25 protein-coding genes are annotated in these 26,564 nt (G+C 47.1%); 8 read left to right on the forward strand and 17 right to left on the reverse strand.

Translation table 11 applies throughout. The features are described from left to right. Window positions 1-77: 77 nt before the first annotated feature. Window positions 78-1,742: a sensor histidine kinase gene (locus tag AC1RJL_RS13305; protein ID WP_492914788.1), complete on the forward strand. Its 1,665-nt coding sequence runs from the start codon at window positions 78-80 to the stop codon at window positions 1,740-1,742. A gap of 20 nt (window positions 1,743-1,762) precedes the next feature. Then, window positions 1,763-3,169 carry a sigma-54-dependent transcriptional regulator gene (locus tag AC1RJL_RS13310; protein WP_492914790.1) on the forward strand — a complete coding sequence of 469 codons (1,407 nt, stop codon included), beginning with the start codon at window positions 1,763-1,765 and terminating at the stop codon, window positions 3,167-3,169. A 65-nt stretch (window positions 3,170-3,234) separates the two neighbouring features. Here the strand turns inward: AC1RJL_RS13310 and AC1RJL_RS13315 are convergent, their stop codons facing one another. The 6 genes from AC1RJL_RS13315 to AC1RJL_RS13340 are packed head-to-tail and all read right to left on the reverse strand — an operon-like array spanning window position 3,235 to window position 10,826. Beyond that, window positions 3,235-3,675, reverse strand: a complete 441-nt coding sequence (locus AC1RJL_RS13315; RefSeq protein ID WP_492914792.1) for a type IV pilin protein — start codon at window positions 3,673-3,675, stop codon at window positions 3,235-3,237. 11 nt (window positions 3,676-3,686) lie between these two features. After that, the gene (locus tag AC1RJL_RS13320) at window positions 3,687-8,150 is read right to left on the reverse strand and encodes a pilus assembly protein (RefSeq protein WP_492914794.1); all 4,464 of its coding nucleotides are present in this window, start codon (window positions 8,148-8,150) and stop codon (window positions 3,687-3,689) included. Window positions 8,151-8,162: 12 nt separating this feature from the next. Then, entirely contained in the window at window positions 8,163-8,738 is a 576-nt protein-coding gene (locus AC1RJL_RS13325; protein ID WP_492914796.1) for a pilus assembly PilX family protein, read from the reverse strand. A 10-nt stretch (window positions 8,739-8,748) separates the two neighbouring features. Further along, window positions 8,749-9,786 carry a PilW family protein gene (locus AC1RJL_RS13330; RefSeq protein ID WP_492914799.1) on the reverse strand — a complete coding sequence of 346 codons (1,038 nt, stop codon included), beginning with the start codon at window positions 9,784-9,786 and terminating at the stop codon, window positions 8,749-8,751. Beyond that, window positions 9,786-10,271 (reverse strand): type IV pilus modification protein PilV, encoded by a 486-nt coding sequence (gene pilV / locus AC1RJL_RS13335; RefSeq protein ID WP_492914801.1) that lies wholly within the window; start codon window positions 10,269-10,271, stop codon window positions 9,786-9,788. The genes AC1RJL_RS13330 and pilV overlap by 1 nt, the downstream gene beginning before the upstream one ends. A 12-nt stretch (window positions 10,272-10,283) precedes the next feature. After that, the gene (locus AC1RJL_RS13340) at window positions 10,284-10,826 is read right to left on the reverse strand and encodes a GspH/FimT family pseudopilin (protein WP_492914803.1); all 543 of its coding nucleotides are present in this window, start codon (window positions 10,824-10,826) and stop codon (window positions 10,284-10,286) included. Window positions 10,827-11,030: 204 nt separating this feature from the next. On the opposite strand from AC1RJL_RS13340, the gene AC1RJL_RS13345 reads away from it, so the two are divergent. After that, window positions 11,031-11,555: a GspH/FimT family pseudopilin gene (locus AC1RJL_RS13345; RefSeq protein ID WP_492914805.1), complete on the forward strand. Its 525-nt coding sequence runs from the start codon at window positions 11,031-11,033 to the stop codon at window positions 11,553-11,555. A gap of 27 nt (window positions 11,556-11,582) precedes the next feature. On the opposite strand, the gene ispH is transcribed toward AC1RJL_RS13345, so the two are convergent. From ispH to murJ, 7 genes are all read right to left on the reverse strand, one after another. Beyond that, complete coding sequence (gene ispH, locus AC1RJL_RS13350; protein WP_492914806.1) at window positions 11,583-12,521, reverse strand: 4-hydroxy-3-methylbut-2-enyl diphosphate reductase; 939 nt, start codon at window positions 12,519-12,521, stop codon at window positions 11,583-11,585. Window positions 12,522-12,523: 2 nt separating this feature from the next. Next, complete coding sequence (locus AC1RJL_RS13355; RefSeq protein ID WP_492914808.1) at window positions 12,524-12,973, reverse strand: FKBP-type peptidyl-prolyl cis-trans isomerase; 450 nt, start codon at window positions 12,971-12,973, stop codon at window positions 12,524-12,526. After that, on the reverse strand, window positions 12,966-13,463 hold the full coding sequence (gene lspA, locus AC1RJL_RS13360; protein ID WP_492914810.1) for a signal peptidase II: 498 nt from the start codon (window positions 13,461-13,463) through the stop codon (window positions 12,966-12,968). Before lspA ends, AC1RJL_RS13355 begins: the two co-directional genes overlap by 8 nt. Before the next feature lie 126 nt (window positions 13,464-13,589). Then, window positions 13,590-16,391 (reverse strand): isoleucine--tRNA ligase, encoded by a 2,802-nt coding sequence (ileS, locus tag AC1RJL_RS13365; protein WP_492914812.1) that lies wholly within the window; start codon window positions 16,389-16,391, stop codon window positions 13,590-13,592. 60 nt (window positions 16,392-16,451) lie between these two features. Continuing rightward, a complete protein-coding gene (locus AC1RJL_RS13370) occupies window positions 16,452-16,970 on the reverse strand; it encodes an MgtC/SapB family protein (RefSeq protein WP_492914814.1) in 519 nt (172 codons plus the stop codon). A 72-nt stretch (window positions 16,971-17,042) separates the two neighbouring features. Continuing rightward, window positions 17,043-18,026: a bifunctional riboflavin kinase/FAD synthetase gene (gene ribF, locus AC1RJL_RS13375; protein ID WP_492914816.1), complete on the reverse strand. Its 984-nt coding sequence runs from the start codon at window positions 18,024-18,026 to the stop codon at window positions 17,043-17,045. Between the two features lie 60 nt (window positions 18,027-18,086). After that, window positions 18,087-19,691 carry a murein biosynthesis integral membrane protein MurJ gene (gene murJ, locus AC1RJL_RS13380; RefSeq protein ID WP_492914819.1) on the reverse strand — a complete coding sequence of 535 codons (1,605 nt, stop codon included), beginning with the start codon at window positions 19,689-19,691 and terminating at the stop codon, window positions 18,087-18,089. Window positions 19,692-19,779: 88 nt separating this feature from the next. Between murJ and AC1RJL_RS13385 the strand changes: the two genes are divergently transcribed. The 4 genes from AC1RJL_RS13385 (at window position 19,780) to AC1RJL_RS13400 (ending at window position 23,003) form a co-directional block, all read left to right on the forward strand. Then, window positions 19,780-20,346, forward strand: a complete 567-nt coding sequence (locus tag AC1RJL_RS13385; RefSeq protein WP_492914821.1) for an MliC family protein — start codon at window positions 19,780-19,782, stop codon at window positions 20,344-20,346. Further along, on the forward strand, window positions 20,316-21,314 hold the full coding sequence (locus AC1RJL_RS13390) for a DUF481 domain-containing protein (RefSeq protein WP_492914823.1): 999 nt from the start codon (window positions 20,316-20,318) through the stop codon (window positions 21,312-21,314). Before AC1RJL_RS13385 ends, AC1RJL_RS13390 begins: the two co-directional genes overlap by 31 nt. Window positions 21,315-21,426: 112 nt before the next feature. After that, window positions 21,427-21,729 (forward strand): YebG family protein, encoded by a 303-nt coding sequence (locus AC1RJL_RS13395; RefSeq protein WP_435782683.1) that lies wholly within the window; start codon window positions 21,427-21,429, stop codon window positions 21,727-21,729. Window positions 21,730-22,118: 389 nt separating this feature from the next. Then, complete coding sequence (locus AC1RJL_RS13400) at window positions 22,119-23,003, forward strand: substrate-binding periplasmic protein (RefSeq protein WP_492914825.1); 885 nt, start codon at window positions 22,119-22,121, stop codon at window positions 23,001-23,003. Between the two features lie 63 nt (window positions 23,004-23,066). On the opposite strand, the gene AC1RJL_RS13405 is transcribed toward AC1RJL_RS13400, so the two are convergent. Together AC1RJL_RS13405 and AC1RJL_RS13410 are read right to left on the reverse strand one after the other, a co-directional pair. Beyond that, window positions 23,067-23,366, reverse strand: a complete 300-nt coding sequence (locus tag AC1RJL_RS13405) for a hypothetical protein (RefSeq protein WP_492914827.1) — start codon at window positions 23,364-23,366, stop codon at window positions 23,067-23,069. A gap of 1 nt (window position 23,367) precedes the next feature. Next, window positions 23,368-23,652 carry a hypothetical protein gene (locus AC1RJL_RS13410; protein ID WP_492914829.1) on the reverse strand — a complete coding sequence of 95 codons (285 nt, stop codon included), beginning with the start codon at window positions 23,650-23,652 and terminating at the stop codon, window positions 23,368-23,370. An 80-nt stretch (window positions 23,653-23,732) separates the two neighbouring features. Here AC1RJL_RS13410 and AC1RJL_RS13415 point away from each other — a divergent pair, with 80 nt between their 5' ends. Continuing rightward, a complete protein-coding gene (locus tag AC1RJL_RS13415; protein ID WP_492914831.1) occupies window positions 23,733-24,989 on the forward strand; it encodes a glycerophosphodiester phosphodiesterase family protein in 1,257 nt (418 codons plus the stop codon). 67 nt (window positions 24,990-25,056) lie between these two features. Here the strand turns inward: AC1RJL_RS13415 and AC1RJL_RS13420 are convergent, their stop codons facing one another. Together AC1RJL_RS13420 and AC1RJL_RS13425 are read right to left on the reverse strand one after the other, a co-directional pair. Continuing rightward, window positions 25,057-26,286, reverse strand: coding sequence for a class I SAM-dependent methyltransferase (locus tag AC1RJL_RS13420; RefSeq protein ID WP_492914833.1), 1,230 nt, complete (start codon window positions 26,284-26,286; stop codon window positions 25,057-25,059). A 3-nt stretch (window positions 26,287-26,289) separates the two neighbouring features. Then, window positions 26,290-26,388 (reverse strand): DUF1731 domain-containing protein, encoded by a 99-nt coding sequence (locus AC1RJL_RS13425; protein WP_492914835.1) that lies wholly within the window; start codon window positions 26,386-26,388, stop codon window positions 26,290-26,292. Between the last annotated feature and the right edge of the window lie 176 nt (window positions 26,389-26,564).

Genomic DNA, 26,564 nt, shown 5'->3' on the forward strand with positions numbered 1-26,564 from the left:
GCATATTGTCCGCGATATAACCTTTTAAAGCCAAGCGGATTTTGTCCGGTTATCCAAAAAGGACACAGAAGAAGACTATGACCTCCAACCTGCTCAATAATCCACGCAGCTATAATCCCTACGATTTGCTACGCGTCTACACCTATTACCGCACGCTACTCGGTAGCCTGTTGTTAATGATGTTCCAGATACAATTCGCCCCTAAAGTATTGGGTAATGACAACCCGGAGCTGTTTTTCTATACCTCGCTGGCCTATACCGCGATTAACTTCATGACATTGATCGTCATGTGGCGACTAAAATATTCTCCCTCCCAGCGCAAACTGTTTGGTTCACTGCTGATCGATGTTGTCGCTATCGGGTTGTTGATGCACGCCAGTGGTGGGGCGATAAGTGGTTTGGGCTATTTATTGCTCGTTGCAATTGCGGCGGGCGGCATCATGTTGCGTGAGCGTATTTCATTTTTTCTCGCTGCTCTCACAACCATTGTTGTGATCGGCGAAGGCACGTTTCGTTTTTTAATTATCACCCAGGATAATAAATCGCTGTTTGCATCAGGAACCCTCAGCGCACTGGCATTCCTGACTGCACTGCTGTTTCAACATCTTACTAAAAAAATCCGCCTCTCTTACGCTGAAGCTGAAGCCCAGGCAATTCAGGCCGCACACTTACAAAAACTGGCGCAATTGATTGTAGAAAGAATGCGCACTGGAATTGTAGTACTCAATAAAAATCTCGACATAGAACTATGCAATCAAGCTGCATTAAAACTTCTCGGGGCGACCATCGATACCGATGAAAAATTGCGGCTGGATCAGTTTCCAGAACTTTTTAAAAAACATCAGTCATGGCAGCGCAATGCAAGCGATCATTCGCCTTACCTAAAAATCGACGGTGATACCACCACCGAGGCAAAAGTAAATTTCGCTTATCTGGAACCGGGCAGCGCAAATGAAGTATTGATTTTTCTTGAAGATGTTCGCTCAATCAATCAGCAAGCACAACAATTAAAACTTGCTTCGCTGGGACGCCTAACCGCCAGTATTGCCCATGAAATCCGCAACCCCCTCGGCGCCATCAGCCATGCCAGTCAATTATTGGGGGAGTCAGAAACGCTTCCCGCGACCGATCATCGCTTGCTGGATATTATTAATAATCACAGCAAACGGGTAAATCAAATCATTGAGAACATCTTGCAACTTTCACGGCGTCGCGCCGCCAAGCCGGCACAGATTAATTTACAACAGTGGATACCGGCGTTTATCACCGACTACAAATCAAGCAAGAGCAATGGATACGAATTAAACATACTGGTACGCGAAAAAAATATTGGTGACTTGCAAGATGAATTTGATTTTGATGATGCCAGCACCATCACCAACCTGGAGGCAAAATTTGACACCAGTCAATTGCAGCAAGTTCTCACCAACTTGTGTGACAATGGTATTCGCTACGGCATCAAGCAGCCCGATCGCCCGGATCTACGCATTGAAATCGGTGTAGACATAAGCCAACAACAACCCTACATTCGGGTTATTGATTATGGCTTAGGAATCAACAGCGAAAATAGCCGACATTTATTCGAGCCATTCTTTACGACTGAAAATACCGGATCTGGCCTCGGCCTGTATATCTGCAAAGAACTGTGTGAAGCCAACCAGGCAATTATTTCATACAAACGCACTGACAATGGCGAAAGCTGTTTTCATTTACAACTCGCACATCCGGAAAAGACATCCTAATAAAAAGCTCAGGAATCACTATGACACAAAAGCGCGCATTAATTATCGATGATGAACCCGACATCCGCGAATTGTTGGAAATCACCTTGGGACGTATGCAAATCCATACAGATAGCGCAGAGTCTGTTGCCAGCGCAAAACAATTATTAATGCGCAATCACTATGATTTATGTTTAACCGATATGCGCTTGCCCGATGGCAAAGGATTGGAATTAGTCGAGCTGATACAACACCAATATCCCCATTTACCTGTTGCCGTGATTACTGCTCATGGCAGTATAGATATGGCCATCGAATCAATGAAAGCAGGAGCATTCGATTTTATTTCCAAACCTGTGGATCTCTCTACGTTGCGCAAATTGGTCAATACTGCAATTGAATCCAGCCGACTGGCGCCACAACCGCTTCCAAAACTCATCCCAATTATCGGTGAATCAAAAGCGATCCAGGATTTAATACGCAGCATCGAAAAACTCGCACGCTCGCAAGCACCAGTGTATATCAGCGGTGAATCAGGCTCGGGAAAAGAGCTGGTCGCGCATTCCATTCACGATTTAGGGCCGCGCGCAAACTATCCCTTTATTGCCGTTAACTGTGGCGCAATCCCACGTGAGTTGATGGAAAGTGAATTTTTTGGCCACAAAAAAGGAAGCTTCACTGGTGCGCATCAAGACAAACTCGGCCTGTTCCAGGCAGCAGAAGGCGGGACATTATTTTTTGATGAAGTTGCCGATTTGCCATTGGATATGCAGGTGAAATTATTACGTGCCATTCAGGAAAAAACCGTTCGCCCGGTGGGTGCGGCAGAAGAAATTATGACTGATGTACGCATTCTCTGCGCAACACACAAGAATTTGGAAATAGAAGTTAAAGAAGGACGCTTCCGTCAAGATTTATTTTATCGCTTGAATGTAATCCAACTTTCTGTTGCACCATTACGGGAGCGACGGGAAGATATTTCACTGCTCACACAACATTTGCTGAATAAACTTGCTGTTGAGATCGGCCTACCCACCCCCATACTTTCTGCAGATGCCCAGCAGGTCTTAGAAAATTATCACTTCCCGGGCAACGTGCGTGAATTGGAAAATATTCTTGAGCGTGCCTTTACGCTCTGTGATAGCAATATTATCGATACACAAGATTTGCAACTACGCGGACAAGAACACCAACTTGACAGCTTTGCAGACAAAGCCTACCCCACAACTAAAACACCTACACGCAACAATGGAAACCATGTCGACTACCCTGCGCGCTGCGCAGAATATTCTTCTCTGGATGAATACTTACAAGATGTGGAAAAGGAAATTCTTTGCCATGCATTGGAGCAAGCCAAATGGAATAAAACATTAGCGGCGAAACATTTGGGGATTAGTTTTAGATCGTTACGGTATAGATTGCAAAAACTGGGACTGGATGACGAATAACTGCGATAAGTTACAGATAAAAAAATAGCCTCAGGACGAGGCTATTTCGCAGTTAATATTGTGGGTTACCAACAATCAACAGGTGCCTTTGCCCCAGTATGATCAAGCGTCAATACATTGCATCCTCCCACGGTATCCTGGGTTTGCGGTGCTTTAATTGCCGTAGCAGTCAAACGATAAGTAGTCTCCTGTGAATTACCCGATGCAGGAACGTCAATCGTAATTTTGTAATACTGGCCACCACGAGTGATGTAGCCAGGCGCAGTACTCACAGTCCCGTAAACACCACACTTCGCATCATTAAATTTGGCGTAAAGCGTGTAACAACGCTGCAAACGTTGTGCAACATCCGTCAATTCCGTCTTTGCCTCAGCGCGATTCGACTTCCTTACCGATGCCTGATAAGAAGGCAGTGCAATTGCGGCAATAATGCCGACAATTGCCACAGCAATCATTAGTTCGATTAAGGTAAAACCAAACGTTTTTTTCATTAAGGTTTTTTCCATTGTTATCCTCATTAATCCAGCTCTCGCCATGATTGACGGCCCGTTGTTTTTATCGGCTGATTACCTGCCTTATCATCAGGGTTACCATCACTCCGGCCAATCAACAGGGTAAGTGCATCTTCGGTTACACCAACACCAACCGGTGCCAAAGTCATAACACCCTGTGCTGGTGGCTCTGACAAAACCACGTAAGTGCCAGATGGATTCACAGCAGACGTCTCCAATAGCCAGCTACTCCCACCATGATCACACGACGAAGCCGATGGAATAAGGGTAGCGAAAACCAACCTGTCCGCAATCAAGAGCGTTTTGGCAATAACTCGCTCTTCGTTGGTAAGGCCAAGATCCAAATACCAACCATTCTTTGTTGTCCAATCTATGGCTGGTTCAACCACACGTCTTGCAGTGTCAAATTGTTTCTGCACAAGCGCAAGCCTTGTTACAGTTTCACCTATATCCGTGATTGCATAAAAAGAATGATGGGGATTATTAGTGGAAATGGAATGATCACCCTCTTCAAAATATTTTCCGGTACCAAAATACACCGCAACCCTACCCCCTTTGGCATTATTAATTCCCAAAGTTGGTGCGGCTGTAATAGGCTGCTCTTTGGGTGTGTTATTAGCAGTTTTAGCATGGAATAGTAAGTAATCGGTTTTCCAGTCATTTTTATTCAAAGAACTCAGATCAAATTTCCATAGCTGGCCATTTAGATCACCGGCATACACGGTTTTCGCTATACCATTTGCATCTGGCAATACTGCTGGGGCAGAGAGCCCTCTGCCTGCGCCAGTGGGGATGACTTTGGTTTGCCCTAATGGGTCGTAAATATCCACCACAAACAATTGCGACTGAGTGGCCACTGCAGATGTATTGGTTGCAGGGTTGGCTAAACGGCCACTGCTGTCGCCATTGCCAAAAATAACGCCCCAACGCCCATTTTTCAGCGGTGCAATAATGGGTTTACCCAATACATAACCCAACTGAGGGAAGTCAGCATCGCTGATTTCAAACAACACCCTGGGGTTTGTGTCATCAGTGATATCCAATGCAAAAACGCCCCTGCCACCGCCGCCCAATGTACCGACCACAATGGTTCGCCAACTGGTGCCGTTATATACATCGCTCACAGTAAGAGGGCCATCCACCAGATACTGATGCGGGTTGGTCGGCCGACCATAATTTTGTGCGCTTAAATTACGCAGTTTTGGATATACAAGGTTAGGTACATAAGCGTACATCTCTTGCAGGGTGCGGGCATTAAAGACATGCAACATACCGTCATTTGCCCCCACAGCAACCTTGGTAGTTCGGGTAGCCTTGGTGGCGAGATAAGCCTCATAGCTCGAACCTCCGTCACTCAACTTATGGTAGCGATAGTTAGTGTTAGCAATGTAAACCGGAGTTGAGTTGACGATGTCGCCATAGATATTACGTGACGGACTTGCACCCCGTGAACGCAACCGGTTGATACCCGCAGCGCTAGCAGTTACCTCGTCGGTTGCATAGCCCCGGCTCCAGTTAAAGCGCTTTTCGGCATTAGTGTAATCACCTGCTGGATCAGTAGATTCCCTGAAATAATCCTTTTGCGCAGTCGATAATGCGCTCCAGACATAAGCCACCGTGCCCGATTCCCGTCGATAGGTATAAATTTGGCGTGAGCTTGGCGTAGGTTGAACATTATCAGTAGACACCGCAGGGATTAAATTCCCTTTGGCATCCAGGTTGCGCACCAAACGACCATCATTATCAAATGCAAATGCATCCAGAGAACCGCGCCAATTTGTGCTATTAAATACCGCCTGATAAAGATAACTACTGCCATTCAAACTGGTTGAGTTGGTTGCCACACCGGAAGATGAACCTTCGCGCTCGGCGATACTGTTAAACGCATTGCGCAAAGACTCCGCCAATTGGCGAGGATCAGTCGCGTAATAATAGGTAGGTGCACCTGAGTCGCGAATCGATTCAATCGTGGCATTATCGTTAGCATAACCACCCCACTTGGCGGCGTAATATAGTGGCAATTCCAATAGTTTTACGTTAGCCGTATTGGCATCGGCAATTGTAAAACTTTGAGATTTCCATACTTTATTAGGGTCGCCACAACTACCTTTCCAATTCCCAACCCAATTACTGCTATTGCCCGTACAAGTACATCTACTTGCCTCCGTACAGTGAGTGCCATAACGGAAATCGTTGATGCCCGACTGCACCTTAAACCCATCATTGGTAGTCCCGCCAATCACATAACCAAACCCTAATTTGTGGTCGGTGGCTTGCGCAAAAACACGAGTCTCTACTTTTACATTGGAAGACGTTACTGTGTATTTAATTAAGCCCCACATATCCTGGTCATAGTCACCGCCCTGTTCACTATCCTCCCAGTCTACATAGAGTGTGCCAGTGTAAGAGTTGCCGGTATGGCTTTGCCCAACAATTTTAAAATCCACAATCGCACAGTTTGCATTGGGATTGGTGTTGGTATTACGGCAGGCAGGCAGAATCGTGATGCGCTTATCAGCATTACCTGGTACAGGAATTTCCACTTTTGGAACAGCAGGTGCAAGCGCCACCGCATAGGTATGAACTGATGGAGTGTTATTTATATCCTTACCATTTATACGAGCAGGAAGTCCGTTAATTTGAATACCATCTTTCCGGGCGCCATAGGCTAAACCAGCAATTTGGTAGCCGCCTCTTAATCTTGGAGCATCTGGGCATGTCCCCTTCACAGTGGACAAGTTGTTGATCGTTTTGGGCGTACATAATTCATCATCACCTGTGGCCGTCATACCCACAAAATATCGACCGGAAATAGATTCAGCTGTACCTATATTATTAACCAGGGTATCGAGGTTACTAATCCCTACTTGTGAGGCGTTACCCAGTTCATCAGTGTCATAAGAACTGGTTGATGCATTAAATTGCAATACGTTAAGCGGCGCACAATAATTATTTTCGCCTACAGGCGTCGTCCAGGTAGCGGTTGAAAAACCAGTGACCTTGGCTGAATCATCAACCGCAAAAGCCGCACTCCGGCCTGCAAGGTAGCGTAATGATTCAAGATAAATTTCTGATTGCGGGTTACCCCAGTTGGTACAGTTACCATTAGTAAAAGAACTCAATCCCCAAGCACAGTTATCTGCGCTGTTATATTGGCCATTTGAATAATCGTAACCATAAATCGTCAACGCATTTAAGGTTCTAATAATGCTGTCTTTTCTACCCAAGCTGATGTTGGATGGATTTTTATAAGGGTTGATAATTTGACCGGTAGTTAAATCAATTTCATCAGTCATAGTGCCGGCATTTTTGCGCAACGCACCACCCGATTTATTTTTTCCATACGAGCCCGTTAATAATGCAAAATGGATCGTATCCCGCTCACCATATTCCTGGAGTAATCCAATGGGTTTTGAATGGCCGCTATCATAACGTTTACAGCCCTCTTCATTGACATCGTTAATTAGCCCCGGAACACAGACTTTGACCCGCACACTATAATTTCCAACGCCAAGTTTATTATCAGCAAACTTGGGGCTAGCCGGGTAGGCTTTAATACCTGTATTAGCCTCATCGTTGTCATTAGTGCCTTCATCCCAGCGACATTGAAAACCTTCGTTACTGCCCCACAACGAAAAATTACCCTTAGCCACTTTCAACAAAGGGTGAATACTGGAATCGGCAGAGACTTCTTGCGATTTTTTACTGCGGTCGGTCGGGCTGGTTGCATTACAAATTGTAATGCCCGATGTCTTGTCATTCACCCCACCAGTCGCGGCAGTAAAAGGAGTTAGCGAGGTGATGTCGGTTCCGTTGTAATACTTTGCAAATGCGTGTGCATCCTCAGGTAAAAAGGCACGCTCCAATACCGTATCACTCTGGGTATCAACCGCACGCTTACCGCCGTACAGAATTTTACGCACAGCATCCAAACGCGTCATCGTGGCCCAGTTAAGAAAGTTGCCGTTCCACTCATTAGTGACATTGCTGTAATTACAGTAGCGCGTGGAGCTATCAACAAACCGACTGGGGGTATACAAACCATCGGCATAGGTATAACACTTGTCACTATCAAAATAACCGTAGTAGCGGAAGCGATGAATATAGGTTGTGTCTGCCACACCATCCGAGCCCGATTTTCCATAATTGGGATTGGCAGCGGCACTACTTGAACTCGAACTTGCTGAAGATGCGGCACTGGAATTAGGCAGATGTGTTCTCATGTCGACAATATCGGAATAATCATCGTATAGCTTGTAAAACAATTGATGATCTTTCGACATGTTTAACATCATGATCGGTTTCACCGGGTTGGCAATAAATAACGGATATTGCACCGGAGCAGCTTGTGCACCAAAAGAGATGCCCAGCGTTAGTCCCACCACAACGGAACCAATACCGAGTTGCTTAATCGCAGTTAAATAACTGCTAATTAACGTGTTTAACTTGTGAAGATTTGAGATAAACATTTCCAGCACCTGCTATTGAAAGTAACGACGGTTATAAGTCGTCTGTAAGGTTTTGACAGCATTTTCAGAAGCGCCAAAACCTCTGGCAGTCACTCGGTAAGGGGTGATGTCCCCTGTGTTTTGCATCCCTTCCAAATCGATCGCACTCCCTTCCATTGCAGCCCCCACACCAATATCAGGATCTAATTGTTCGATAATATAAGTTGGCTCATGCGACACATATTCAAGATCAAGTACAGTGACTTTTACTTTCGCTGCATCTTTCCAGTTTTCTTCTGTAAAAGTGAGAATGGATGTATTTGGTGTTGTGTAAGTGTCGTTATACAGCCCCTGATTATTGGTCATTAAAGGTCTCGAAACTTGATCTGACACCAAGGATTCACCAACGCGCAAAGCCGATTCAGATGCCTGAAATGCAAGGTTCCGTTCACGCATATTGCCAGCCATGCTCTCTTGCAAATTACTACCGCGAATCGCAGATATGCCGATAATGGAAATCAGCAACACCATCACCAATCCAACCAACAATACCGCCCCCTCTTCCCGACGATGAGGTAACAGGCCTAAAGCATCAAAAGATTTATTCATATGAATTGCCTCACATAGTCGCAGCACGGCTGCGCAAGCCGACAGTTGCGGTAAATACCTGACGCATATATCGATCAGGTGAAACGGGGGTAGTGGTTACGCCATCAATTGCATAGGGTTGCGGTTCTGGTACGGCGTTATTTTCAATACTGCGAGCCACTACAAAAATACGCACTGAGTTCACCTCATTCCAATCTGTAATTGCTGCAGCCTCGCGATAAGTAGCATTGCTTTCGGTAGAAAATTTATAGGTAATTTTTTCTACGCCCTCTAACACTTCTACTGCATTTTTTTGATTCAACTTTTGCCACAAACTTGGTGCACCACCGGCACCTGTTGCGATGAAATAACTAGTCGTATTCATGGGCAGCACTTCGCCACTTGAATACGCGGCAGTAAGGTCAGAGGCAATGTTCCAATTATCGGCGTGCGAGATAACGAGGTTGGATGCGGTATCACTCAGTGCGCTGATTTTAAACACACGCGCTCTGAAACAATCACTCACTACCGCAGCATCACTCTCGCACAAACCATCAACACAACTGTTCGCTTTTGTTTGAGTTGAATACACCTGGAGAGTCGTGTCGGTATTAGCAGCATTAATAATTCGGGGAGTCGGCGATGCAGACCTTACTACCAACACATTGGTATTCGCCTGAATTTCCGCACTGGTTAAATAAGCTTTTTGCGTTGCGCTTAAGGCGTCTCTTGAGGCATAACCGCGAATAGCTTCACCAAAATTGCCATAGAGACTATCAATAACCAAAGCATCGTTTTGTAGCTGTCTATTGGCATAAGCGGCATTAGGGCGAAAGCAGCCATAAAATCCTGCCATACGAATATCACGGCTTAAAAACTCTATAGCCAAACGGCCTGTCTCCTGAATACGAGACATGGATTGCTGGGTGGTAAATACCGATTTGCTGGATATAAACATCTGCACCACGCCCGCCATTAAGACTAATCCGAGAGTGATAGAGATCATCAACTCAATCAGCGACAAGCCCGCTTGTTTGTGTAGTACCTGTTTGTGTAACGATAGCTTCATTAGATACGCGCCTCGTAAGTAAATGTGCTCTCATTTTCATCGGCGAGGCCCGAGCTATTTAATTCCGTCCAGGTTATTGCAACCCGACAAACCCTGGTGGTGTTATTACAGGTAATTTGCCCTTTTCCGCCGGGGAGACTGGCATTGATACTGCGCAACCACTGATATTGGTCAGCAGCAGATAGCGGCGATGTTGCCGCTTTGGCTTCTGCAGCGACTGTTTTGGCCATCGTGTACGCAGAAAGTGACTCACGAACAGGTTTAGGAGCAAGATTATCAGAGGGCAATGCATCGTTAACGCGGATACGATCCAACATGTCATACGCAAGCATATTGGCTTGAGAGCGAAAATAAGCTCCCTGATTAAATTGTAATGATCGGGTTTGCAACGCTGATAATGCAATTAGCGTGGTAGATAAGATCAATAATGTCACCAGCACTTCGATCAATCCCACACCACACTCTTTTCTAAGATGCTTATTCATATTTGCCATCCTTTAACAATCATCCGGCTGAACGCTGGTCAAACCGGACATATTCACTGAAATTTTTCGCGCAGCCTTGTCAGTACAGCCGGTCAATTTGACACTGATACTAATGGTTTTGTTATCGATAGGCGCGAGCGTTCCCAGGGATGTATAACGAATAAAACTGGTATCGGTAGTACCGCGCTTTACGGTAAAAGTGCCAGCTGAATTCAGTTTGGGCCAAACCTTATAAATCGTGCCCTGAGTCACCGTTGACTCAGTATCCGATGTCACATCATCCTGAAAAACAATAAAACCATCCGCCCAACCAGTAGCGGAGCCAGAACAGGTAGTGCCATTTGAGCTCGCGCACACCGAGACACGCTTGGTTGTTTTGACGGCTTGGGAGCGCGCATAATTTAGGGCTTGCGCAAATTCATCGCCAAAAGCAAGCGATTTATTATTGATAATTTGTTTCTGGAAACTTGGTACAGCAATAGCAATTACTATTGCCAATACAGCCAGGGTAACCATTAGCTCAATGAGGGTAAAACCTCGAGTTCGCCTGAACATGTCAACTCTCACCATGCAGCTTTCGATGTGCACATCAATCAACGGTTTATGGACAAAAAACATCCATTTGGGTAAAGTTAGGCTATCACGCTGGGGTCAAGCACTCCCTCTAACTGCGACATATGGTCGACAAGGATGAATGAGTGGCCACAGCTGACATGCGATTCAACAGCATTGATCAATGTGCAACCAAGGAAGGCTTAGATGAAACACTATGGATTTACGCTTTATGAGCTACTGATCACTCTTGCCGTTATTGCCATAATACTGACAATCGGCATTCCCAGCTTCAATAAAACCATCCAAAACACCCGCACTAAAACGGCAGCACTGGAACTCATTGCAGCTATAGAACAGGCACGCTCTACAGCAGTATTTAGCAATACACGCTCAGTATTAGCTGCAAAAACAAAATGGCATTCGGGCTGGAACCTATTTTTGGATGCTAATAATGATGGCGTTTTTGGTACTGATGAAAAGCTAGTTACCGAGCATGAACCGCTTGATGCCGTCATTATCAAGGGAAATACGCATGTTAAAGAGCTGATTTCGTTTATCGGCACAGGCGAAGGGCGAGCGCCTGGAAAAGCAAATACCGGAGTTATACTGGTGGGCACGTTAACCATTTGCCCCATATCACATGGGGCGGGTTACAAAATTATCCTCTCAAAGGGAGGAAGATCGCGAATTAGTGAAATGACCGAAGCGGAGTGTAATCAGGCAAAATAAATTAGCTTGTTATCTCCCAAAAAAATGCTAGATGCGCAACGCCTTCGGCAACGAAAAGCTAATATTTTCCGGGGTGCCGTCCATTTCGATTGGAACTTCGGCGCCGCAGGCTTTGAGTTTGTCAATTACCTGCTTCACCAAAACTTCTGGCGCAGAAGCGCCTGCGGTAATACCAATGCTGGTTCGATTTTTTATCCATTCGGGATTGATGTCATCGGGACCATCGATCAAATAACTTTCGGTACCGCAGCGTTCCGCAAGCTCACGCAAACGATTTGAATTGGATGAGTTGGGCGAGCCGACTACCAGTACCAGGTCGCATTCAAGTGCGAGTTGGCGCACAGCGTCCTGGCGATTAGTGGTGGCGTAGCAGATATCGTCGCGACGCGGCCCCTGAACTTTAGGGAATTTATTGCGCAGGGCTTCAATTACTTTTGCCGTATCATCCATCGACAAGGTGGTTTGTGTTACATAGGCAAGATTTTCCGGATCTTCAACCACCAAGGCATCAACATCGGCTTCGTCTTCAACCAAATAAATAGTGCCGCCGTTGCTGGTGTTGTATTGCCCCATGGTGCCTTCGACCTCCGGATGACCTTCATGCCCGATCAAAATGCACTCGCGCCCTTCACGACTGTAACGAGTGACTTCGATATGTACTTTGGTCACCAATGGACAGGTCGCATCAAAAATTTGCAAGCCGCGCTCTTCCGCTTCTTTGCGCACCGCTTGTGATACACCGTGCGCGCTGAAAATCAAAATTACATCGTCGGGAACCTGGTCCACTTCATCGACAAAAATTGCGCCGCGTTCACGCAACGAGTCCACTACAAATTTATTGTGCACCACTTCATGACGCACATAAATCGGCGCACCGAAAACATCAAGGGCGCGATTGACGATGTCAATTGCGCGATCAACACCGGCACAAAAACCGCGGGGATTGGCGAGCTTGATTTGGGTCATAATCAGTGCACCTGAACCGGTTCGATTTTGAGGATAGCCACTTCAAATAAAATATCGCGTCCAGCGAGTGGATGATTAAAATCCACCACGACCACCTCATCATCGAAGCGTTGTACTACGCCGGGAAGCTCTGTTTTTTGCGCATCAGCAAAGGACAACATCAAGCCTTCGCTCAGTTCAAGATCGGGACTAAATTGGCTGCGTGCGATTTCCTGAATATTATTCGGATTGCGCTGACCAAAACCGTCTTCCGGTTTAATCACCAGGGTTTTATGCTCGCCTTCCAGCATTCCGAATAAGGCTTTCTCAAAACCAGGCAATAAATTGCCATCACCAACAGTAAAGGTTGCCGGATCACGCTCAAAATTGGAGTCGACCATATCGCCATTGTCTAATTGCAATGCGAAATGCAAAGTGATTTTGGTACCAGGACCAATCGCTAATTCACGCATCGGCTTTTTTCTCTTTGGTAAATAACATGTCGATAATTAAAACCGTTGCACCAAGGGTAATGGCCGAATCAGCAAGATTAAACGCAGGCCAGTAATTATCCTGATAATGAACCACAATAAAATCTACTACATGCCCCAACACAATACGGTCGTACAAATTCCCCAGCGCACCGCCAAGAATAAATGCCAACCCAAATGCCTCGCGCGGCTTGTGCTGCGCAGTGCGCGCAATCCAGACACTCAGCAAGATACTGGCCACAATAGCAATCACTGCAAAAAACCACCGCTGCCAACCGCCAGCTTCAGCGAGAAAACTAAACGCAGCACCAGAGTTGTAAGCCAGTGTGAAATTGAAAAAAGACGTAAACACTTTAGTCTCGCCGTATTCAAATGCTGCTTCTATTGCGTGCTTGCTCGCCTGATCCAGTGCCACTATCACTAGTGCAACGAGATACCAGAGCCAAGGCTTTTGGTAGATTTTGTCTGCCATTATTTTCGCTTCACCATGATTGATTATTCACAACACCGTAGGGGCGCCGCTTGCTGCGCCCACTAAATGCCTAACAAAAAATTTTACAAAGACAGGGCGCAGCAAGCAGCGCCCCAACGAAAGTAATTACGCGAATTGGCGAGTTTCACCGGCGCCATCCACATTTTCTACACAGCGCACACAGATTGTTGGATGCGCAGGCTTTGCTCCCACATCGGCACGGTGATGCCAGCAGCGTTCACATTTCGCGTGTTCGGATTTTTTCACCGCCACTTGCAAGCCGGCAATATCAGTTGTCACTGCACCTTGCGCTTCACCCAGCGGTCGGATTTCTGCGGTTGACGTAATCAACACAAAACGCAACTCATTCGCCAGCCTGCTCAATTCGCCCTGCAATTTTTCATCGCAATAAAGAATGACTTCTGCACCTAATGATCCGCCCACTTCACCAGCGGTACGTTTCGCTTCCATCACTTTGTTCACGGCATCTTTAACCTGGGCAATGAGTTCCCAGTAGCTGTCAGCAAATGAATCTGCTGGCATGGTTGGCAATTGATACCATTCGGCAACAAATACATTGGTTTCGCGCTCGCCGGCAATTTCTTTCCAGATTTCATCGGCAGTGAAACTCAAAATTGGCGCAATCCAACGCACCATCGCTTCGATGACATATTGCAATGCAGTCTGTGCAGAACGGCGTGCAATTGCGTCGGCTTTTACGGTGTATTGGCGATCTTTAATAATATCGAGATAGAAACTGCCCAGCTCCACAACGCAGAAGTTGTGCAGTTTTTGGTAAATCAAGTGCAGTTGGTAGTTGTCATAGGCAGCGATAATTTCCTGCTGCAATTGCGCCGTACGGCCGACAATCCAGCGATCCAACTGCAGCATGTTTTCCACCGGCACAGCGTCTGTTACCGGATTAAAACCAGTGAGATTCGACAAAATAAAACGGGCGGTGTTACGGATGCGGCGATATGAATCGGCAGTGCGTTTCAGAATTTCTTCCGACACACTCATCTCGGTACTGAAATCAGTCGCAGCGACCCACAGACGCAAAACATCTGCCCCCAAATCGTTCATGACTTTTTGCGGCGGGATTACATTGCCAATTGACTTGGACATTTTGCGACCCTGTGCGTCCACCACAAAACCGTGAGTCAATACAGTTTTATATGGCGGAACAGCGTGCATTGCCATGGAGGTTTTCAGTGATGACTGGAACCAACCGCGGTGCTGGTCCGAACCTTCCAGATACAAATCGGCAGGGAAACGTAAACCGGTGCGCTGCGCGAGTACCGCGTAGTGGGTCACACCGGAATCAAACCACACGTCCAAAGTATCGGTGACTTTTTGATATTTATCGGCAGCAGCAGCGCCGAGCAATTCTGCGGCATCCAATTCAAACCAGGCATCCATTCCGCCCTGCTCTACTTTTTGCGCAACCGCTTCAATTAAACGCGCGGTTTCCGGATGCAATTCTTGCGTTTCTTTGTTTACAAATAGCGCGATGGGGACACCCCAGGTACGCTGACGGGAAATACACCAATCGGGTGAAGTTGCGAGCATAGCATCAATACGCGCCTTGCCCCAATCCGGCACCCATTCAACTGATTCTACCGCTTGCGCAACCTGATCGCGCAAATTGTTTTTACTCATGCTCACAAACCATTGCGGTGTCGCACGGAAAATCAGTGGGGTTTTAGTGCGCCAGCAATGTGGAAAACTGTGCGTGATTTTACCTTGCGCGAGCAATGCATTTTTTTCGATTAACAATGCAACGACTTTTTCATCCACTTTGTATACGTGGTCGCCAGCAAAGATTGCTACGTTCGGGCGATAGGTGCCGTGATCATCGATATAGTTCAGCGTACCTATGCCGTATTTCACGCCGACATTAAAGTCGTCGGCACCGTGATCAGGGGCAGTGTGAACAAAACCGGTACCAGCATCGGTAGTCACGTGATCACCAAGAATTACCGGAACCTGACGGACATAGAAAGGATGTTGTAACAGCAAGTTTTCCAGCGCTGCGCCTTTTACACGGCCGACGATGTCGTGGCTCTCGATTTTTGCACGCGCAAGCACACTGCCAATCAATGTTTCAGCAACCAACAGACGCTCGTTGCCAACTTGAACCAATGCATAATCGACTTCTGCATTGGCCGAGACCGCCTGGTTTGCCGGTAATGTCCAGGGTGTCGTAGTCCAAATCACCAGCGAAATTTTTCCGCTGCCACTCAATTCTGCAATAGTTTTTTCAACTGCAGCTTGATCGACAAACGCAAATTTCACGTCGATGGAGAAAGAGGTTTTATCCTGATATTCCACTTCCGCTTCAGCCAGTGCTGAGCCGCCGACCACGCTCCAATACACCGGCTTGAAGCCTTTGTGCAAATGGCCATTGTCGGCGATTTTTCCAAGCGCGCGGATGATGTCGGCTTCGAATTTGTAATCCATGGTGAGATACGGATTATCCCACTCACCGAAAACGCCCAAACGGATAAAGTCAGCCTTTTGACCTTCAACTTGTTTGGCAGCGTATTCGCGACATTTGTTGCGGAAGGTTTTTACATCAACCTTATCGCCGGCTTTGCCGATTTTTTTCTCGACATTGTGTTCAATCGGTAGACCGTGACAGTCCCAGCCGGGCACATAGGGAGCATCAAAACCACTCAGGGTTTTGCTCTTGACGATAATGTCCTTAAGGATTTTGTTAACCGCGTGACCGATATGGATATCACCGTTTGCGTACGGAGGGCCATCATGCAAAATAAACTGTTCGCGACCCGCGCGCGCGGCACGAATTTGTTGGTAGAGATCACTCGTTTGCCATTGCTTGAGCATATCCGGCTCGCGCTGGGCGAGGTTCGCTTTCATCGCGAAACCGGTAGTCGGCAGATTCAGTGTTGCTTTGTAATCGGTCATGATTCACGGTCAACTTGTTAACAAATGTTTGAATATGAATTGGCGATAAATTGCCAAATATTATTGCTTCTCTTTGGGCTCGTCTCTGGTTTCACTTTTGCCTTCAAGTACACCAATTACCTTGGGCATGACGATCAAAATAACCAATGCCAAAAAGGTACACACTATTGCCAGGGATTCCCGCCCTAACCCGGCCGCAACACCAATTGCAGAGGTTACCCAAATACCGGCGGCAGTCGTCAGGCCTTTGAGGTCTTTTTCATCATGCCCTTTTAAAATTGCACCGGCACCGAGAAAACCGATACCGGTAATAATTCCCTGCATTACGCGGCTCATTTCTGCATCTGAAATTCCGGCTTGCAGCGGAATTAACACAAATAATGCCGAGCCAATCGCCACCAACATATGGGTTTTGATTCCCGCCGCTTTGCCGCGTTGCTCGCGCTCAAAACCCAGGATGCCACCCAATAATGCAGCCATAAACAGACGGACGATGACAGTGGTCAATTCGCCTACATCCTTGAGATCGGAAAACTCCGCCACCACTGTCGAACTGATTTGTTGCCAGGTGCTGCTCATATCTCAATCCTTTCTCACGGTCAGGTTAAGCGCCCTCTCAGGCAACAGCCTCCTGATACATCGGGCAAGGGACTAATTAGGTGCGATATTGTTCGCCGCAGTAAAAAATGCCTTACCTTGCTCGATATCGCTGTGCAATTGCGCACGCAACTCATTGAGTGATGCAAATTTTTTTTCGTCACGCAATTTCTTGTGAAACGATACGTCAATCATTTCACCGTAAACCATGCGTGAGAAATCAAACAGATGCACTTCCAGCAACGGCTTGCTCACTCCATTCACTGTCGGGCGCACACCGATATTAGCCACGCCCTGATGGACGCTGCCATCGCGGAATTTTGCGGTAACCGCAAATACCCCATGCAGAGGCGAACGATAGCGACGCAAGTGCAGGTTGGCGGTTGGCACACCCAACTGGCGCCCCAGCTGTTTACCGTAAGCGACGCGGCCATTGATGGTATAGGGATGCCCCAGCAGTTTTTCAGCCCCGGTAAAATCACCGGCTTCCAATAACTGGCGGATGCGCGTACTGCTGACGCGCTCACCGTCGACGCTGAGGGTGACGCTGTCTGAAACGTCGAATCCGAACCTGGCGCCCGCTTGCTGCAACAGGAAGAAATCACCCCGGCGATCGCAACCGAAACGGAAGTCATCGCCGACCACCAAATGCTTGATACCCAAGCCATTCACCAATACTTTCTCGATGAACGCATCGGCCGACAAATTGCGCAGCTCATGGTTGAACTGCAGGCATAACACACGGTTCACGCCCGCAGCCAATAATGCCTGCACTTTTTCGCGCAGGCGCATCAGGCGCGCGGGGGCTTTGTCGCCGGAGAAAAACTCGTGCGGCTGGGGTTCAAACACTATCGCTACCGCAGGTAACTGATGCTGCTGTGCGACAGCGATCAACTGACGGAGAACAGCCTGGTGCCCAAGATGAGCACCATCAAACGAACCAATGGTGGCCACGCAGCCCTTATGCCATGCACGCAGGTTGTATAACCCGCGAATAAACGACCGCGTCTGCGAAGGTAGTGTTTCCGGCGCCTGCACTCGATATAACCCAAGATCGACCAAAAAAGAGGCGTGAAGTATACAGGATGAAAGCGGCTTTTAGTGCCCCTGATGATGCGCGCGGAAATCGCGCAAACGGACACCAACTGCCAGCAACATCAACACATAGATACTCAGCCCCGCCACGCAGACGATCGTCAAGCGGATAACTCTCTCGATAACCCCGTAATCATGCCAGTCACTCCAGAAGTACAGGAAGCCCAAAAGCGCGGCAACCAGCGCCAGATTGGCCGTGCCGTAACGCAGCCACAGGCTCGGCCAGTTGCTCGCCGGAATATAAATTTGCTGGCGACGCAGACCGCGATAAAGCAGATAAGCGTTGACGTAAGCGGCCAGCGCCGTGGTCAATGCCAGGCCGACATGCCCCAGCCCCCATAGCATCACCATCGGGATAACCACTATCGGCTTCATCACGATATTGGCGCCTATGGCGATAATCCCGATGCGCACCGGCGCTTTCATATCCTGCCGTGCAAAATAGCCCGGCACCAGGATTTTGATCAGCATAAAAGCGAATAATCCCAGCGCATAGCCTTTCAAGCTATAAGTAGACATAAGGATGTCAGACAACTTCATCTCGCCGTGATAGAAGAGCGTGAACAGGATAGGTTCCGCAAGGATCACCAGGGCGAGCGTGGCCGGCAACGCGATCAACACTACAAAGCGGATCGCCCAATCCAGCATCTGGCTAAATTTTTCGCCTGATTGCGCCGCACTCAAGCGCGACAGGCCCGGCATAATCACCGTCGCAATCGCCACACCAAAGACTCCCAGGGGCAGCTCCACCAAGCGATCGGAATAGAACAACCAGCTCACCGCGCCATCGCCTAACTGGGTGGCGATGATCGTATCCAGCAATAGATTGAGCTGGCTCACCGAAACCCCAAACAGCGCCGGTGTCATCAACACCAAAATACGCTTTACGCCGGGATGCGACCAATCCAGCTTTGGCGAGGGCAATAAATGGATTTGGCGCAAGAAAGGCAATTGGAACAGCAGCGAAAAAATACCGGCAACGACAATACTCCAAGCCAACGCGTGAGCGGGGCTGGGGAAAAAATCCGTTATCAACAGCGCGCCGGCGATCATAAAGACATTGAGGAAAACCGGGGTAATCGCGGGGATGGCAAAGCGGTCGTAACTATTGAGGATGGCACCGGCAAAACCGGTGAGGGAAATCAGCATCAAGTAGGGAAAGGTAATGCGTACCAGTTCGGTCAGCAAATCAAACTTGGCGGGATCGGATAAATAGCCAGGTGCGAAAACGATCGAAACACCCGCCGCGCCGATCACGCCCACAAGGGTCACCAATACCAGTATAGAGCCGAGGCAACCGGCGACTTTATCGACCAGCTCCTTTACTGCCGCGTGGGAACCCTTTTCGCGATACTCGGACAGCACCGGAATAAATGCCTGCGAAAAGGCACCTTCGGCAAACAAGCGACGGAAGAAATTAGGGATTTTCTGCGCGACACTGAAGGCATCCATCGCCCCACCCGCACCTAAAACGCTCGCCAGCACAATATCGCGGATCAAACCCAACACCCGCGAGGTCATAGTCATTGAGCCGGTAAGCAGACTGGAACGCAGCAGGCTTTTTGGCCGAGCCGGTTTTTCAGATGGAGAAGAAGGTAACTCAGACACGGATGGATCCTGCGCGGGCAAAAAGATGCGGCATTATCCACGGCTGATATACTCACATACAACACTTGTCCGCTATAAGGAGAATACCATGCACTTTAATTCACATTGGCGCCTCATCACCCTCGGCGGCTTAGCGGTTTTACTTACCGCTTGCGACCCTAAAACCCCCGAGCCGGTAAATGTCGTCAGCTCTACGCCTTCGGTTGATGCTGCAAGTTCCAGCAGTACCGCCATACCGGTGGTGCGACTGCATCCCACCTGGGACACCGATAATAACGGCGTGAACGATTGCGAAACGGACAACAGTTGCGACGACACGGTTGACTACACAAAATTGCGTCCGTTTACCAAAGTTAGCCCGCAGGCTTTGCATGACTACCATCAGGCAACCAGCAAAGTCGGCCCCATCACTTTTACCTGTAGCGATAACCCGCAATTACTGTTGATCGCCACTTTTTATGCAACTGAACCCGGCATCGTCGTACTGGAGCGCGATAATTCGGCGATTGAGTTGCAGTCGGTTCCCGCCGCCAGCGGCAGCAAATACGAAGGTGCGGGCACTTCATTCTGGGAACATCAAGGCGAAGCAAAAGTTATTCTCGGCGAAAATACCCCAGAGCTGGTGTGCAAAAAATCCGAAACGCCAACACCATAATCCGCAGTATCTGTCTGACCGGAATCTTCACCGCCTGTACAATTGCGCAGGCGGATGAAGTGCTATTGCGCAACGGTGACCGCATCAGCGGCAATATCACCGACGTTTCCGATAGCAAGCTGAAAATCAATACCACCTATGCGGGAACAATTTCGCTGGATAGCAACGCAATCCAAAGTTTTCATACCGATGCAAAACAACATTGGCAAATTAACCTGAAGCCACATTCAATACGCATCCAGCAGAGTGACAAACAAGGCTACGTAAAAGTCGATGGAAAAAATATTGCGATCCACGATCTGAAATTAACGCCGCCACAGGCGCACTGGAAAAAATCCGGCTTGCTGGAGACCACACTGGATGTCGATAACGATGAGCAACGCAAAGAAAAATTGCACATCAATACCGAACTAAGCCTGGAGTCCATGCGCTGGCGCCACAAACTTAAAGGTGAAGTAGACCGCGATAAGGAACACCACAAAGTCTCGGAGGACACCGAGGAATACAATTACACACTCGACTATTTATTTAATGAACACTGGCTGCTGCGTACCGACTCGACTTATCGCGAAGAGGGCGGTAATACGCACAACCGTTATTCTTATGTTGGTGTAGGACCAGGCTATCGCCTTTGGGGTGAAAGCGAGGACAAGCTGGATCTCATTATCGCCTACAACCATCTCTGGCTACGTAGCGGATCACTTGATACAGAAGTGGATGGCTGGGGCAGTAAACTCGACTATCAGCAATATTGGTTCGATCGTAAATTGGAGACGTTTGCCGACCTGCAAATATCCCATGTTTATCTGGATTATGTGGACTACATCGTCAATAGCAGTGCAGGTCTGCGCTATTACCTCACACACTATATTCATCTGTCGTTTAAATATAACTACGACAAAACCAAACATTCATTAGGCAGCATTAAAGACAGCAGCTATGTGCTGGGGGCAGGCGTGAATTTTTAACGGCTAATGATGTACCGACCTCTTATACCCCACCTTACAACACAACGGTTGACAAGTTTCTCACCGACCTATACTGTACATAAAAACAGTAACAACTTTGAGGATTTACACAATGGCAGTAATCGCCGTTTGGCTATGTGATCGGGATGGCAGTATGTTTGAAGATAAAAAAGTCGCAGAAGAGCACGATAAATACCTGGAGCTTGCCGCCAATATCACCCAACTAATTGAAGAAAATATTCCCGGTATTGATGAGCAGTACAGCGAAGCCATTGGTATTTTGCTTGCCCAGCGTCGTGAATTACTGGCTAAAGCCTGCAAGGGCAAGCCTGATGAATTATTACAGCCTTTTACCTATGAAAAGCCTGTAACCCTGAACAGTAAAACAGCCACCACCACGGACAAGGACAACTAGGTAGCGGCGATTGCTGTAAGCACCGGTTAGCCCACACTCGCCGGTGCCGTTAATGGCTGCCCACACGGCCATTAACAATACAAACAACTGAATCACCACTCAGCGGTTTGTACGTGTTTAGGTGCGTTGCGCGAATAACAGTAAGACTACTCCCCAGCAGTTTTTCTGGCATTTGGTGATGCACCTGCTTCCAATCACTTATCCCTCCCCTACTGTCAGCCACGGTAGGTGAAGGCGATAAGCTGCTTTCGCCACTGCACCTCTTCCTTATGGAACCTCAACGGGTGCAGTGGTTTTTTATCGCTCTTCGATATTAAAACTTCCATGCAATTGCACCAAAATAAACTAGGATTAGGGAATTCCACTAACGAGCAGAGGAAAATAAAATAATGGCTCAATTCGGTTGGCTCTTTCACTATCGCAAATGGCTCATCGCAAGTCTGTTCACCTACCTGTTTTCAACATCCCTTTACGTTCATGCAGAACCATTACGTTTAGTGCAGGGCAATAACGGCATTGAAACCTATTCCAAAGGCTTGTTGAAGCTTGCCCTGAGCAAAGTTCCCGGCAACTATGAGTGGCAGGAAGCCGTACCTAATGCGAGCGAAGAGCGCATGGTACAAATGCTGATTGATAATGAGCTGGATGTCGTCTGGTATGCATCAACCAAAAACCTTGAAGAGCGACTGCTTCCAATCCGCATTCCGATGTATCGCGGCCTGTTGGGGTATCGCGTATTGATGATCAGGAAGGGCACCCAGAATAAATTCGACAACATAAAAACCCTGGAGGATCTGCGCAAGGTTTCACTTGGCCAAGGGCGCTTCTGGGCCGATACCCACGTGTTGGAAGCCAATAAACTGAATGTAGTAAAGGTATTAAAGTACGAAGGGCTTTTTCACATGCTCGACGGTGGCCGTTTTGATGCCTATCCACGCGGCGTACATGAACCCTGGGGGGAAATGCAACGCTATCCCGATCTTGCCCTGGATGTGGAAAAAAATCTCCTTATTTCCTACACCAATCCTTTTTATTTTTTTGTGAGCAAAAACAAGCCGGAATTGGCCAAAAAGATTGAGCGAGGTTTACGCATTGCGATCGAAGATGGCAGCTTTAACGAATACTTTATGAATGATCCCACTGTTAAAGATGTAATCACCAAAGCCAATTTGAAAAACCGGACATTAATCCGCCTGGAAAATCCGGGACTTCCGGAAAAAACGCCGCTGGATGATAAATCACTCTGGTTCGATCCCTATTCATTTAATGAATAACACAATCATTTTTGCAGGGTATATTGCCCGAAAAAGAGAAGCCGGCAAACGCCGGCTTTTTTATTAACACTCAATCCCCAGTTCACGCAAAAGATCGTCGCGCAATTTCTGTAAATCCATCACCAGCAGTGCCAGTATGTAAGCCGCCTGAATACGCCCAGTCATCAGCGATTCTTTAATCTCTGGCCTGCCACTGTATTTACTGTATTGGAAGCCTACGCCCGATGTACACGCCGCCGCTTTAGCAATACAGGCAACTGGCAAGGTCAGATTACAGGTAACGGGCAAGCCACCGACCACCAGCAAATTGCTATCCTCGGTACGCGAACATGAGGCTTTTTCCGGATCAACCACCCATCGCATTTCAAAACTGTTGCAGATGACTAAAATAATAACTTGCGGCTGCTACAGACCTTTCAGTGATTTCACACAGCTGTTTCACCAATGCATCGGCAACCGGTTTTGCTTCACCAATTTGTGCTGGCAAGTAGTTGAGCGACAAGAGCATTAATAAATAAGTCAACATTTTTAAAACGACATACAATGAAGTCACACCAAACCTACCGTAAATCCGGAATCCTGGTATTTCATGACACTCCAACGAATGCGAAACAGGACACAAAACCACCACCCATCGCAGAGCTGTCATAAAATCAGCAAATTACCTTCATATTCGCTCGCTAGGGTTGTATCGCTATAGACCAATCCAACTTACAAAAGGAGGTTTCCATGTTGCGCACAATCCATTTACTGACCAGTGCTTTAGTGTTGATATTTGTTATTCCGTTTACCGCCTGCGCCCACGGCGACAGGGATGAGCAGTGGTACAAATATGATAATAAGAATCCAAGTATCCAGTTAGGGCCGCGCCCGTTTTATTTAATCAATGACATGGACGAAGGAGCGTTAAAAAAGAAATTGCAGAGCTGCATAAATGATCCAATTAAAAAAACCAATTTTTCAATTGGCCATCGCGGTGCACCGCTGCAATTTCCTGAACACACCAAAGAGTCTTATGAAGCCGCTGCTAAAATGGGCGCAGGTATTTTGGAATGCGATGTCACTTTCACTAAGGATAAACAACTCGTCTGTCGCCATTCGCAATGCGATCTGCACACTACGACTAATATTCTTACCTCATCCTTAGCAAGTAAATGCAGCCAGAATTTTTCCCCTTTTGATCCGGTGAGCGGTAAAGCGGCCAGTGCAAATTGCTGCACCAGCGATATCACACTCGCCGAATTTAAAACCCTGCAAGGAAAAATGGATGCATTTAATCCCAAGGCAACCACCGCTGCGGAATACTTACAAGGCACTCCTGCATGGCGCACCGACTTATACGCCGATAAAGGCACATTACTGACTCATGCCGAAAGTATTCAATTATTTAAAAAACTCGGCGTAAAAATGACTCCCGAACTTAAATCAGCCAGCGTGGCTATGCCTTTTAATGGCACTTATACGCAAGCCATGTATGCACAACAAATGATTGATGAATATCGCAAAGCAGGCGTTAAAGCACGCGATGTGTGGCCGCAATCATTTGATATCCAGGATGTGCGCTACTGGATCAGCAAAGAGCCTGAATTTGGCAAACAAGCCGTATTTTTGGATGATGCCAATAGCATCGCCGATTTACCAACTGCGGCTGATTTGCAAATGTACGCCGATGAAGGTTTCAGAATTGTCGCTCCACCGCTTTGGGCACTTGTTGCGCTGGACAAAAACAACAAAGTCATCGCATCAGATTATGCAGCCAATGCTAAAAAAGCCGGATTGAAAATAATTACCTGGTCATTCGAGCGCGCAGGTCCGTTAAAAAATGGTGGCGGTTGGTATTATCAAACCATCACTCCCGCGCTGAATAATGACGGTGACATGATGAATGTATTGCATGTGCTGGCGAAAGACGCCGGTGTGATTGGTGTATTTTCAGATTGGCCGGCAACCGTCAGCTATTACGCAAGTTGTATGAATTTGAAATAATCAAAACCAGTAAAATAAAAGCCCCGATTATTCGCACAACAGGGGCTTTTTTATTTATGCAAGAAAATTAAACCGGCGCTGCCTGCAACAGACTTTCTAGGCAATGCTCCTGAATCCCGTAAAATTCCTTGATTGCTGCGATTTGCTGTAAGACTTCAGTATTATCGCGCGGCTTTTTACGTTTTTGTGCGAGGATCATTTTATTTTTGCTGGTATGTTCGAGCGAGATAAATTCAAATACCTGTGTATCATAGCCATAGGCTTCCAGTAGCAATGCACGCAGGCCATCGGTAATCATCTCTGCTTCCTGGCCTAAATGAATGCCATGCTGCAATACCGGTGCAAGTAACGCAGGGCTTTTTAATTGTGGACGGATTTGTTTGTGGCAACAGGGTGAGCACATAATGATCTCTGCCCCGGTGCGAACTCCCATATTGAGTGCATAGTCAGTCGCGATATCGCATGCATGCAAGGCAATCATAATATTGATGCCCTGTGCAGAAAAATGTTGTACATCGCCCTGCTCGAATTTAATTCCCGCCAGTGATAATTTCTGCGCAGTCTGGTTACATAAATTAACCAATCCCTGCCGCAACTCCACCCCGGTCACCTGTGTTTTCACACCCAGGTTCATCGCTACATAATCATGCACCGCAAAGGTTAAATAGGCTTTACCTGAGCCAAAATCAGCAATATGCAACTCACTGCGTTGATCAAGCCCGGTGTGATGGATAGCCGCTGAGAGTACTTCGATAAATTTATTGATCTGTTTCCACTTACGCGACATAGCAGGGATAATTTGACCATTAGCATCAGTGATGCCCAGCTCACGCAAATAAGGTCGATTTTGTTCTATATAGCGCAGCTTATTGCGATTATGTACAAGCTCCGGCGATGCTGTTTGCTTTTCCGTTGCGCGCACTGGGTTCCTATTACGGTTTTTATTAATCAGTACTTTTCCCTTTTTACTAAAACTCAATTGAGTTTCCCACTCATCAGTAATCATATGGGCATTATAAAAATCACTTCCCAACCACTGTTGCAGTTGTGGTATAGCATTGTCAATTGCAAGATTTTTAGTCACGTGATTCGTACGATACTCATATAAAAACGACAGCAACGTTTGTTCTTTAATTTGCACCGGGCGAATCGTGACGCGGGTCAATTCAGTATCAGCGCCTTTATATTTAGATAACACCAAACGCTGCAGGAAATGTCCTGCAAATGCTTGCTGGCAATCAGTTAAGAAATTTTCTACATCTGGACTGGAACCATCATTAGCCATAACTGTACTCATTATTCATCCGCATATATCTGTCAGTGCGGACTTTGCATTCGGAAACTCAAAGGAAAACCCGGTATTCAGCAAATTATGCGGGATAACCCTCTGTCCTTCCAATAATAAATCCCAATGTCGGCATAAAAGTTAACTACAGAAATAGAAATTAACGTGCGGTCGTATAGTAGATTGAATAATTGATAGCACCGAATGGAAAGAGAAAATAGGGAAATAAGATTCAGATTTGAATTACAGAATAAGCAGATTTCATACGAGCGAAAGAATATAGAGCAGAA

It is taken from the genome of Cellvibrio sp. GW822-FHT04B05, assembly GCF_058800985.1.